This window comes from Prevotella sp. E9-3 (assembly GCF_022024015.1).
In the GTDB taxonomy this organism is placed as follows: Bacteria; Bacteroidota; Bacteroidia; order Bacteroidales; family Bacteroidaceae; genus Prevotella.
On sequence record NZ_CP091786.1, the window covers coordinates 877,247 to 889,883 of the forward strand.

The following is a 12,637-nucleotide window of genomic DNA, read 5'->3' on the forward strand; positions in this document are numbered from 1 at the left end:
AAGTTAATAATATGAATTAATAATGTTTATTTTGAAATAATTTTCTTTCCGTTCTTTATAACTATACCGCGATAGTTGGCATTTGCTTGCTGACCTGTGAGTGTATAGGTCTTTGCGGAAGTTGAATGCTTGTCGCTTTTGACTGCCTCAATGGCAGTAGGCGTAGTCAGATAGCCGGAAGCATCATAATAGCCACCATTATAGAATACAAAGTCGGCAGTTTGCTTGCCACCATTGTTGCTTACTACAATACCTGTAGGCATGTTTGCACCTGCTTCACCACCATCCCAAAGGTAGATGTCGTGCATGTCACTGTCTTGTCCCACTTTAGTCATAGCATCACCGGGCCATGTCTTTACAGTGTTAAAGTTGATTTCGTTCATGCCCCATACCCATGCATAGGGTGTTGGGAAATCTTTGTTTGCCTGGAAATAGAAATAGATATGACCTTCGATGGGCTTTACACAGGTAGGAATTTCACCCTTATAAGGATTGTCGGTACCAGGGCGCAACCCCTCCACATTGATATTATTGCTCACGTAATAGGCGAAGTTTTCACCGGTAGCAATCTGCTTGAAACCATTGGTGTCATAGCTTGGACGGCCACAGAGTACGAGTACGGTACCTTTGCTGCCTTGGGTCTTGATGACGTAGCCACCGCTTACTGCTTTCTGCTCGGTAATATTGCTTTGGTTGGTAAGTCCACAAGCTTTTCGAGCCAGAATCATGTTGCCGATGGCGATGGGATAGCTCTGCCAGTGCTTCAAGAAAATGCAAGGAGTGCCAGGCATAGCAAGAATGATGGCGTTTGCTGCAAGAACACTACCCGTCAGGCGGCTCTCGTTCTCGTAGGTGTCATGGTTGTCAACGAAGGTCACACTGTAGCGACTCCAGTCGGGGCTGCCAGCAAGACCTTTGTTGCTCAACGCACCCCAATTGCCTTTACAGGCTTCGTTGAGTTGGTATTTGAAGGGGAAATCGAAAGCGGCAGAAGTCTTGCCAGTAGCGTTGATCCAATTGGTAATGGCATCAAAGCCATCCCAATATTCGCCAACACAGAATTTGGGCTGTACGGCTTCATTGTACAGTTTGGTGTAATAGCCCGAATAGCCTTTTACCATATCAAGACGGAAACCGTCATAGCCAAGGTTCTTCAGCAGATAGCGTAGATAAAGCTTGATATTGTTCTGTACATTGGCAGAGGTGTGATCGAGATCGCGAAAACCAGAGAAATCGTCACCAGTGTCGTTGTTGCCGGTTACTTCCCATCCTTGAGAGGCAGTATATCCGCCATCATCATTTTTACAGATATCGGCACCGCTCCATTTGATTTCATATTTTTGTCCCTCAATAGTAGGTGATTCTTCCACGAAGTCAATCCATGAACTGACCTGCTTTCCGTCTTTCATCACTTTTTTACCTTGAGGTTTCTTATGGTTGAGCACCACATCTTCGATAATGCTTACGTTCTTCTCCTTGAACGCCTTAATCATTTCTGTGAGCTCACGATGCTGTCCGAATGAGCTTTTGTGGCGGAACCAGTAAACGGGATCATATCCCATTGAATTACCATCAGTACACCATGCTGAGTTCGGTACCCAAATGGCATTAAAGTATGTGGAGAGTTCATCAACCTGTGAGGTTAGTTTGGTCCATTGGGTGTCTTCAAATGAATTCCAATAAAAACCTTGTAGCATCACACCGTCGTAGTTGGCTGGCCACTGAGCGTGTGATGATAAAACAATAAATAGTGTTGCAATAAGTGAGTAGATCTTCTTCATGTTATTTCTACGTTAGTAGGTAGATATGGTTTTTATTATCGAAGCAAAATTAGTTTTTTTTTGCTTCACGAGTATCTTTTTTATATATAAAAAAATGTATTGCCGTATGTAAACGTTTGCATTCTGTTGCACTTCCTGTTGACGATGTCTTGTTATTTGAAACAGGCGGAGACTTTTGGAAGTCTCCGCCTGTAGGTGTTTAGTCGAAAGATAGTATCAGGCTTATCTGATGATGATTTTCCTGCTCTTACTTTGCAGGTTGCTATCAATCGTTTTGACAATGTAAATGCCGTGGGGAAGGGTAGAAGTGTCGCTTCCAACGTATCGTCCATCGAGTGAATAGACGTGTTGATTGCCGGTGGAACCATCGGCTTTAGTGCTTTCAATAGCCGTGGTGCTGTATTTTAGCTTGTGTTTCGATCCGCTCTTTTCGGCCAGAACTTCAAAATATGCATCCTTTGTCAGCTTCTCGGTGTCAACGGTTTGGGGTGAGCCTGATGCGGTGCTGAACACGAATTGAATATAGTCGTTCTTGCTGTTGATGCTGTATTCGTTGCAGTACCAGTCTCTACCGTTGATTGTCACCTTGTTCGTGACAGATACTCCGGGCCATGATGTGCCAGCACGTGAACCATCGCCTCCAAAGGAATGATAGTTGCATTTTGTCCATCCCACCTGGTCTGTGTTTACATACACGCGTATGGTATATGGTGAGAAATCACTGACCTTATACTCTCGTTTGATGATACCGCTTACACTGCTGCCTACCAATATGCCCGCTGTCAAAGTTACGTTGCCAGAGGGAATCGTAATCTGTGTGCCGCTTTCCACAGTTTCACTTGTAGCGGTGGGCGTGGTCCCGTCAAGGGTATAGACAATTTTTGCATTGGACTGCTGTGTAACAGCCGACAGCGTGACGTTTAATCCCTTTGGGTAAGAGCCAGAAGCTACATCGGCCCAAGCCGTTTCCATGTTGTTGTCCATTAGATAGGCGTAGTGGTAGCCTTCCAATACTTTAGTGAATCCGTCGCACGAAAAGGTCTTTGCATTGTTTCCTACTGCCACCATCATCGAACCTTTCTTGCCCACAGCGGTGGCGGCAAATAATTGCTGCTGCTGTGTGTGCGGGGTGATGGTGCATTCGTTGTGAAGTCCAACGGCACGACGAACGGCAATCATGGCACTAATCTCTCGTTTGTAGGCTTGCCAATGTTTAAGGAAGATGCAAGGTGTTCCAGGGTTGGCCAACAACCAGGCGTTGGCGGCCAGTGTGTCGCGGTAGATAGGATCTTGCGGATAGGAGGCCGAGCGGTATTCTGTGTCGTGATTCTCAACAAAAGTGACGGCATAGCGACGGTAGGCTTCCTGCGAGGCAACGCTGGCATTCTTTAGCTTCCGCCAGTCTTTGCCATTGATGGCGTCGCGTACGGTATAGCGGAATGGGAAGTCGAAGGCGGCACTCTCAATGACCTGTCGGCCACCGCCAATCTTAGTGTAACGTAGCCAGGATGTGACATTGTTGACAGCTCCATCCCAGTATTCTCCAACGGAGAACTCTGGTTGCGCGTCAGCATTATACATGCCGGTATAGGTTCCGCTATATCCTTTTACCATGTCGTAGCGAAAACCTGCATACCCCAGATCTTCGAGCAACATGTGCAAATAGGCTTTCACCGTGGTTTGCACGTTTTCACTCGTATGGTCGAGGTCTCGCATGCCGTCCCAGTCTTCACCAGTGTCGTAATTGCCGAGCGCGACACCCAGTCTGTCGGCTTCTGCCTTTGCTTTCCCACCGTCATCATTGCCGCACACATCGGCTGCGGTCATTTTGTATGTGACACCATTATAGGTTTCTGAAGGAAATCCGAACCATCCGCTGCTACTCTTCCGGTGATTGACAACCACATCGGCTATAGTGCCAATACCTTTCTGCTTGAAGGTGGCAATCAGATTGCGTAATTGTTGCTCTGTGCCGAACGAACTGTTGTAGTGGCCAGGAAACCAGTAAAGGTCGTCGTAGCCCATAGAAGTTCCTCCGCAATTACCGCTTTGAGGTATCCATACCAGTGAAAAACTTTGTGAGAGCTCATCGGCTTGCGACTGGAGATTTGTCCATTTTGTGGCATCGTAGGAGTCCCAGTAGAAACCTTGCAGCATAACACCTTCATATTCCGATGGCCAACCTTGTGCCATCATTGTGATGGTGGAAAGCAGAAGGGTAAGCGAAGTAAGTATTCGTTTCATTGTGTTGCCTTTTTTTATTATCTGTATTGTTAGTGAAAACAGGCGGGCGCCTTTTGGGTGTCCGCCTGTATGATGAAATTGAGTATCTTATTCCTCTACAGGAACAAAGTGAGCAGCACCGGTAATGTCGCAGAAATAGATATCATAGGTACCTGCGGTGATTGTGATGTTCTTGGCATCAACAGTGCAAATCTTTGCCCAGTCGTTTGTAGCATTCCATTCGCCGTCTGCCGAACCGAAGCCCCAGTTGGTATCCCATCCATGGTTGGCACGGAACTTCAGTTGGGTGTCAGCGGTGAAGGTGTACTGAACATACCAGTTGTGCTTGTTACGGTCAACAGCGGTGAGGTCAATATCGTTATCCCAGTCTCCACCAACACCAATCAGTGAGATATTAGTGTAAGTGGGCTGATTTTGATTCTCCAGCTCTGTCCATGTGAAGGTGAGTGCTTCCAGGTCGATAGTAAAGGTATAGAAGACGTTCTTTTTAGGAGCAATGAAGTAGTTCTGAGCATTGCCTTGGGTGACATTGCCACTCTCCGCTTTAGAACCTTTGACTTCTGTACCATATACCTTGCTGAAATCATTGTTCAGACGGTCGTTCTTCCAATAGTTGATATTCCAGATCAGCATGTCGTTAGAACCGAAGAACTTGGTTGTATAGGTATATGCCATATCATTGCCTTCAACTGGGGTCATCACATATTTGTTGGCAGAAGCAACTGCAGTAGTTGTGGACATACCGAAGATGTAATAATACGGATCTTCAAGTTTTTCTGGTGTCAATTTCAGTTGGAAAGAACCGAGCGTGATGAGCTGTGACTCTTTGCCTTTAAGGGCGTTTGCATAAAGATTTGCATTGAAGGTACGTTCAGTAGCTTTCTTGCCATAAAAAGCATAGACGAGTTTGGCCAGTTCTTCCTTTGTAACCATACCGTCCTCTGATGCAACAACATTATGAGCTGTAGCATTCTCCTTGTCGGCAGGTTTGGCTTCCAAGCGGATGTTTTCCAACGTAACACCTGCTGGAAGTGTACCCTTCTTCAAGGTAAACAGTTGAATAGCATCTTCGGTCATTGTACCCAAATTGATGCTTGACGATGCTATTGCTGTGGGAGTGGCCTCGAACCCTTGAATCACAATGCCTGGCTCCTGCTCATATACCACAGGCTCAACCCAGTCGCTGTGGCTCTCATCGCAGGCGGTCAGTGACCAGCCTGCAACTGCGAGCATTATATACATTGAAATTTTTTTCATATCATTTACTGTTTTTTTTGTTATTCACTTATTTCAGGTCACCAGTGTCGTTAGAGAAGTTCAGATATACTTTCTGGCCAACCTTACCGTTGACGCGTTCCTGATCGCCACCATTGCCACGATAGACAATCTGTTTGTCGAATACGAAGAACTCTGTCTTCCACCAGTCGTTGTTCTTTACTTTCACGTAAGCACGTGTTCCACCGTCTCCATCTACTGGACTGGTCAGTTCAGGCGAAACGAACTCACCGTTCATCTCGGTTGGCGTCTCAAATTTCACGTACTTGGTAAAGTCGTTACGCAAATCAGCTTCAGACCAGCAGTTGTCAGCTGTAATGCCAGCTGCAGAATTGATGATACTTGTACCAATCAACCATACTTCAGTCTCGCTGAAACTAAAGGTCAGATTCATGGTACGCTTGTCATTGTCAACCTTACCTGATATGATTACGGTGTACCAGCCTGGTGTGGTAGTCTTGATGATACCTTCGTCGCTGACTGAGAATCCGGCAGCCGTGCAAGTATAGGTAGTGGTAATCATGTCTTCTTCATAGTTCGGTGCACCAGCTACAGGGCTCACCTGAACACCCTCAGTGTCAATGTAAGCGATACGCCACTGTGTGCTCTCGTCACCATTGACAGGAACAGACTCAACAGCTTTCTCCCAATCGTTGCCGTTGAACTTCCCGTTGAAATAGAATGGGTTTGGAACACTCACGTCAGGAAGAGCAAACTTGGTCTTTACTTTGTTCAACTTGACGATATTGGAGAGTGCTTCTGTCCCAGTAACTCCGGCAATGAAAGCGCGAATACGAAGATATACGGTCTCTTCAATAGGAAAGTCTTCCTGTTTCTTGTTTCTTTTCTCCATGAGTTGCTTGGTAGTTGCAATTGCCAGTTCCTTGGCTGAAACGTTCATCTTGTTAGACGAATAGGTGGTTGTCAGCTCATTTGGCTTACTCATGTCTTCATCGACGGACAATTGTACCACATAAGTAGCAGTGGCAGGGAATCCGTAAGATGGCTGTGTACAGGTCAGCTCAATAGATTCTGAGTTCTCTAGGTCGTAGGTGCCATTGGCAAATGTGGGGGTATTCAGTTTGATGGGCTGTTGCGGTTTTGACAGGTCAAGGACGGGATTGTCGTCACGATCTGCATCGCAGCCTGCAAAAAGCAGCGCGCCCAACAACAATGAAGCCATTATATTAAACTTTTTCATATCTATTCTGTTTTAAGTTTCTTAAAATCCTTCGTTCTGTTTCAGATTTCTGTTTGCATTCAGTTCACTGTTTGGAATAGGGAAGATGTTGAAGCGAGCATCGAATTGTGTACCATTCTCGCTACCACCCATCCATTGCCAGGTATAGGCGCTTTGTCCGCCGTACATACCAAAGCGAATCAAATGCATGCGGCGCTGGCCTTCGAAACCGAACTCGCGCGACCACTCTTTGATGATGTCGTCAAGTGTAAAGGTGGTCTGGTTCTTTAGTGGGTTGGTTGCAGTGAGGTTAGCACGGTCGTGCAGAGCTTTAATGCGGTTATAACCTTCAGCGGTACAGGTTCCACCATTCAAACGGGCATCAGCTTCAGCTGAAATCAGATAGGCCTCAGCCAGTCGTAGCATGGGGAAGTCGGTGTCCACGAACTGTCCACCGGCATGGTGGCTTGATGTGCCATCGGCATGAATGTTGGTGAATTTTACATAGGTAAAACCACTTGTCCATTTCGTTTCATCGGTCATGTTCAAAGTGTGCTCTTTCGTGAAAAACAGTGCACGGTCGTCTCCTGCTTTGGCAACCACGTCTTTCTGAGCACCCTGAGGAACGTCAGAATCTTTGTTTGCTTTTGGGAAGAATGCCTGTACAAACTGCTTGCGTGCACGAATACCAGCCCAGTTCTCAGAAGTTCCGAAACCTGTTACAGGGGTGCCGTCGGCTTTCGTTGCACCATAGAGGTCTAAATCAGCCACTTCGTCAACATTGTACATTGAAGCTATCAGGAATAGAGAACCGCCCCAAGTCTGGGTTTTTTCGCCATCATGCAGGGCAGGAAGGATAATTTCGTCCTGGGCACCATTGGTGTCGTTGTCGCCCATGAACAAAAGCTGATAAGGGCTGAATCCATTGTTTGGAGTAGTGCAAAGTTTGTAGCTTGTGCCAATAGCCTTGTCGGCATAGGTCTTGGCCTCACTCCAATGTGCAGTACCAGTATAGACTTCTGAATTCAAATACAGACGTGCCAGCAATAGGTAACCGGCAGCTTTGTCTGCACGTCCATAGTTTGTAGTGCGTGCGTCTGCCAGTATTTCGTCACTGCTACCTTCACCTATCACATCCTTTAATTCGCTTTCAAGGAAGGCGTACAAGTCAGCACGCATAATCTGAGGTGCATTCTCACTTGAAAGAGTTGTGAGGAATGGCGGGTTAGCATAGAGATCCATCAGGTAATAATAGTGTAGGGCACGCATGAAACGGGCTTCGGCGCGTTTCTGTTTTGTCGCAGCATCACCTCCTGTGGCATTATCCAGATAGAAATTGCAAATAGTGACACCGAACATCAAGCGATAGTACAGCGCTTTCATCATGGGGTGGGAATCACTCCATGCATTATGGTTAAACTCAGGAAGACCAGGGTCGTTCCAAAAACAATGTGCCTCGTCTGTGGTCAATTCGTTAGCGTTCCAAAGTTGGCGAATCATGTTTGAGGTTCCCTCATCAATATCATCAAGGTCGGAATCGCCATTAGGACCAGTCTGACCTGTCAGAACCAAGTTTCCATAGATCTTATTGAAGATGTAGTCTTCATTGAAGTTTGATACCTGCTGTGGATTCGCATTGTTTACTTCCAAGTCCTTTACGCACGATGTCATAAAGCAGGAGCAAGCAAAAGCGGCAGCTGGCAATATATATTTCAGTTTCATAATCTTACTCTTTTAAAAATTGTTTTTTGACTTTAGAAATTCAGCGTTAAGCCAACAATCGTAGTAATAGGACGAGGGTACATATCACCACCGATACCGCCTGCCACCTCGGGATCAATACCGGTATAGTTGGTAATGGTCATCACGTTCTGAACTGTTGCATAGATTCGTCCGCTAATACTTGCATCCCATAGCTTGTCGAAACTATAGCCAAGCGTTACATTATCCAACTTCAGGAACGAAGCATTCTCAACGAAGTAGTCTGAATAATACTGCTGTTCGGCAGGATTGGTGAAACCGCGGTTCACAGCGTCGTACTGGCGATTGCCTAAGAATCCTAAGGTATAGACTGAACCGGCACCAACATTCATGCCACCTGCAGCTACATTATTATATACGTAGTTGCCAAGGCTTGCACGCATCGAGAATCCTAAGTCCCAACTCTTGTACTGGAGTTTAGAAGACAGACCCATCGTTACGTCAGGAGCAGGCTTGTAGTAATAGTATTTGTCACCGCTATCAAGGAAACCGTTGCCATTACGATCTACGAAAGTGTTGGGAATAGGATCGCCATTCTGGTCGTACACCTGCTGATATACGTGGAAGGCACTTGCTGCCTGACCTACGGTATGAGCCTGTACAGTACCACCAGTTCCGGTACCGCCACCACCAGTCTCAACATAATAGTCATCGCCTTCACCACTGATCAGCTCGTCAATCTCATTCTTGTTGTAAGTGAAGTTATAGCTGACTTCCCACTGCCAGTTCTTTGACTGGATAGGACGTACGGTGGTTGCAAACTCGAAACCAGTGTTGTGCAGCGAACCAATATTACTGGTTACTTTATTGCGGAAGTTTGAACCTGAAGCAACGAATACTGTATTAATCAGATCGGTCGTCTTACGATAGTACCAGTCTAAGTTAAACTCAATGCGGTTGTTCAGGAATGCAAAGTCCAAACCGGCATTCCAAGTGGTGGTCTTTTCCCAAGTCAGAGAAGCATTGTAAGCCTCGGGACGATAGGTAGTACCATCACCTAATACAGGATAGAGAGCGTGTGTATTTGTGTTTGGCTTGAACACAGGAATATAGGTGTAGTCACCAATACCCTCTTGCTGACCGGTAAGACCCCAGCCTAAGCGCAATTTTGCATCACTCAGTGCATTCAGATTTCTCAGGAAAGGCTCTTCCTTCATTCGCCATGCAAGGGCTACTGAGGGGAAGTAACCCCATTGCTGATTCTTGTTGTCGCCCATCCAGTTGAATCGTGAAGAACCGTCAGCACGAAGTGTGAAGGTCAGCATGTAGCGATCCATCAGTGAGTAGTTCATACGGCCGAAGAATGAAACCAGATAGTTTTCAGTTTCATACTGTGTTGTCTGGTCTTCTGCAGGAGCATCATATTTGCTGCCAGGATTGACAGTATTGTCAAATGGAACCATTCCGTAACCATACCAGTCGGTTTTCTTATGGAAATGTTGCCACTCGTAACCACCCATGATGTCAAAATGATGAACCTTGGCAAAGTCTTTCATGTACTGTGCATACAATGACAACTGAAGGTTATAGGTATCCATGGTGTTCCATCCAGTATAGCCATAGTAGTTGTTCGTAGCCGAATAGCGGCTTACGTCATTGTTCTGTTTACCAGTCGATAAGTCCATTGCCGCATTCATGTGCAGATGAAGGTCTTCAAAGCCATGAATAGAGTAGTCTGCCTCGAAATTGCCTAACAATGACTTTGAAGTGGCACGGTCGTGTTTCTGCTTTAATAGTGCTACTGGGTTGGCTGTAGCATTGCTGTTCTTTGTGTATTTCCAGTTCGCAGCTCCATCATAGGCTGCACTGGTGTACCACTGAGCGTATCCATCAAAATAGTCTTGATAAACAGGGTCGTCGCCAGTAATAGGCTTGGTTGGGTCCATCCACACTGCTGAACCTACAGCACCGCCATCGGCATAACGGTTCTGTGCTAACATACCCTTACCATTGATGTTCAGTTTCAGGTGATCCTTCAATAGTGAGGGAGAGAGGTTGAAGCTACCAGTAAAACGGGTGAAGTTAGAGGTTTTCAAAATACCGTTCTGAGTTGTAGCACCAACTGAAACACGGTAAGGCATGTTCTTCAAACCACCAGCCATTGTCAGGTTGTGCTCTGATGAAACGGCCGTACGGAAAATCTCATTCTGCCAATCTGTGTCAGCATATCGCTTGTTGCCATCTGCGTCTATATAGCCCAAAGCCTTGAAAGCATCGCTATCTTCAGTGTAGAGATTGTGAATAAAATTAACGTAGTCTGGACCATTCAAAACATCAACGGTCTTTTTCTTAGTAGCAATAGATACGTTGCCAGTGTAGGTGAAGGTTGGCTTCTGGTTGGCACGTCCCTTCTTCGTGGTAATGATAATGACGCCGTTAGAAGCGCGGCTACCATAAATAGCTGTAGCTGAAGCATCCTTCAGTACAGTGAACGACTCGATATCGTTCGGGTTTACCATTGATAGAGGGTTAGCCAAGCCTTGCACACCATAGTTGTCCATTGCCAGACCATCGATCACAATCAGAGGGTCGTTGCTGGCATTCAGTGAAGAACCGCCACGGATACGAATCTGTGCGCCACCACCTGGGGTACCATCGCCCGGGGTTACGTTTACACCGGCAATCTTACCGCTGATCATGTCTTGCGCATTCACATTCAGACCATGGTTCTTGTCGTCTGGCTTGATAGCTGTTACAGAACCGGTTAAGTCGCTCTTCTTAGCTCGACCATAACCAATCACGACAACGTTCTCCAATACTTGAGCATCATCCTTCAGGATAATCTCAACACTGGGGGCTGCTGCTACGCGAGCCACCTGATAGCCTACATAGCTCACTTCAAGGGTGGCTCCTTGTGCTGCCTGAATTGTGAAGTTTCCATCGAAATCACTTAATGTTCCGCCTTGCTGACCAACAATGCGAACCGTTGCACCGATGATGGGCTCTCCTGTAGAATCCTTCACATTGCCTTTCACATTGATTTGTGCATAGGCACACACAGTCATGAATAACCCCATGAGAAGGGCTAGGGTCCTGACAGGAATTCTTCGCAAGCGAAGCGACAAACGTCGGTTGGTAATGTTTACCTGCTTCATCATTTTAGGATAGTGTTAAATGTTTATGTTAGTTTAAAAAATTAATTTCTAGGCATGGTATGTCAGGCTATTGGTTAGCCCAGACTTATTAAAATCGATGCAAAGATAGGTCTCTTTCCAACTTTTTGTAATATTTTTAATAAAAAAACGTTATGCAAGATGATGCAACCGTTTGCAATGTGATTGTTTAATAATTATAAAGGTTATTGAATACAAATTTGTGTTTATTACTATCTTTGCAATGTCAATAGCTTAAAACTGTAAACCCTGAGATGAAAGAATCTGCTCCACTGACAATGAAAGACATAGCCCAAGCATTGGGCATTAGTGTGGCTACTGTATCACGAGCTTTGCAAGATAATCCTCGTATTTCAAAGGAACGTCGGCAAGTGGTGCAGCAATATGCGCGTGAGCATAATTTTACGCCGAATATGTTGGCTGAATCGCTGAGGCATAGTCGTGTGCAGCCTGTGAAAACCATTGGGGTGATTATTCCTGAACTTGTTCATTACTTTTTCTCTACGATTCTCGCTGGAATAGAGGAGGAAGCATCGGCCAGAGGCTATCGTATAATGGTTGCACAGAGTATGGAACATTATGAGCGTGAAGTGCAATTATGCCAGTCGTTTTTTGAAAACAAGGTGTGTGGCATTATTGTTTCTCAGGCTAAAAATACTCAGGATTATAGTCATTTCCGGCGTTTGATTGATGCGGGTGTTCCTTTGGTGTTCTACGATCGCATCTGTACAGGCGTAGATGCCAGTAGGGTGGTGGTCGATGACTATATGGCTGCCTATAATGCTGTGAGCTATCTTATTCAGACTGGTTGCAGGCGTATCGCTTATTATGGCTCGCAGATGAATCTTGAAATTGCCAAGAATCGTTTCAATGGTTATAAAGATGCCTTGCTGAAACATGGTCTGCCTTTTGATGAGCATCTTACTCGTATTTGTGACAATCGTCATGATGCAGAGATGATTACCCCCGACATGTTTAACGATACTCCTTATCCCGATGCTTTCTTTGCTGTGAACGATGATACAGCTCTCGGCATTCTCTATACGGTGAAGCGAATGGGACTGCGTGTGCCGGAGGATGTCTCTATATGCGGTTTCTCTAATGGAATACGAGCTGTGTCCTGTGAACCGATGCTTACCACTATTGAACAGCATGGTAGAAAAGTGGGTGAAGAGGCTGTCGATATATTGTTGGGCCATGTTGAAGGACGAATTCCTAAGGAAAAAGTTGAAAAGCGTGTCGTTCGCACGCGCCTTATAATAAGAGGTACTACTCGATAAATG

General features: G+C 45.7%; 7 protein-coding genes. 1 reads left to right on the plus strand and 6 read right to left on the minus strand.

Features of this window, described 5'->3' with window-relative positions:
• Nucleotides 1-26 precede the first annotated feature (26 nt).
• From L6475_RS03225 to L6475_RS03250, 6 genes are all read right to left on the minus strand, one after another.
• Entirely contained in the window at nt 27-1,781 is a 1,755-nt protein-coding gene (locus L6475_RS03225; protein WP_237822450.1) for an alpha-amylase family glycosyl hydrolase, read from the minus strand.
• A gap of 222 nt (nt 1,782-2,003) precedes the next feature.
• Entirely contained in the window at nt 2,004-4,025 is a 2,022-nt protein-coding gene (locus tag L6475_RS03230; RefSeq protein WP_237822452.1) for an alpha-amylase family glycosyl hydrolase, read from the minus strand.
• A gap of 87 nt (nt 4,026-4,112) precedes the next feature.
• A complete protein-coding gene (locus L6475_RS03235; protein ID WP_237822453.1) occupies nt 4,113-5,282 on the minus strand; it encodes a hypothetical protein in 1,170 nt (389 codons plus the stop codon).
• A gap of 28 nt (nt 5,283-5,310) precedes the next feature.
• On the minus strand, nt 5,311-6,501 hold the full coding sequence (locus tag L6475_RS03240; RefSeq protein ID WP_237822455.1) for a SusE domain-containing protein: 1,191 nt from the start codon (nt 6,499-6,501) through the stop codon (nt 5,311-5,313).
• Between the two features lie 21 nt (nt 6,502-6,522).
• Complete coding sequence (locus L6475_RS03245; protein WP_237822457.1) at nt 6,523-8,202, minus strand: RagB/SusD family nutrient uptake outer membrane protein; 1,680 nt, start codon at nt 8,200-8,202, stop codon at nt 6,523-6,525.
• 32 nt (nt 8,203-8,234) lie between these two features.
• Nucleotides 8,235-11,339, minus strand: coding sequence for a SusC/RagA family TonB-linked outer membrane protein (locus L6475_RS03250; RefSeq protein ID WP_370641633.1), 3,105 nt, complete (start codon nt 11,337-11,339; stop codon nt 8,235-8,237).
• A gap of 269 nt (nt 11,340-11,608) precedes the next feature.
• On the opposite strand from L6475_RS03250, the gene L6475_RS03255 reads away from it, so the two are divergent.
• Nucleotides 11,609-12,634 carry a LacI family DNA-binding transcriptional regulator gene (locus L6475_RS03255; protein ID WP_237822459.1) on the plus strand — a complete coding sequence of 342 codons (1,026 nt, stop codon included), beginning with the start codon at nt 11,609-11,611 and terminating at the stop codon, nt 12,632-12,634.
• The last annotated feature ends 3 nt before the right edge of the window (nt 12,635-12,637 follow it).

Coding starts and splice junctions, on each gene's coding strand:
- L6475_RS03225 (WP_237822450.1), bottom strand. CDS start 1,781: ATGAAGAAGATCTACTCACTTATTGCAACACTATTTATTGTTTTATCA.
- L6475_RS03250 (WP_370641633.1), bottom strand. CDS start 11,339: ATGATGAAGCAGGTAAACATTACCAACCGACGTTTGTCGCTTCGCTTG.
- L6475_RS03240 (WP_237822455.1), bottom strand. CDS start 6,501: ATGAAAAAGTTTAATATAATGGCTTCATTGTTGTTGGGCGCGCTGCTT.
- L6475_RS03235 (WP_237822453.1), bottom strand. CDS start 5,282: ATGAAAAAAATTTCAATGTATATAATGCTCGCAGTTGCAGGCTGGTCA.
- L6475_RS03245 (WP_237822457.1), bottom strand. CDS start 8,202: ATGAAACTGAAATATATATTGCCAGCTGCCGCTTTTGCTTGCTCCTGC.
- L6475_RS03255 (WP_237822459.1), top strand. CDS start 11,609: ATGAAAGAATCTGCTCCACTGACAATGAAAGACATAGCCCAAGCATTG.
- L6475_RS03230 (WP_237822452.1), bottom strand. CDS start 4,025: ATGAAACGAATACTTACTTCGCTTACCCTTCTGCTTTCCACCATCACA.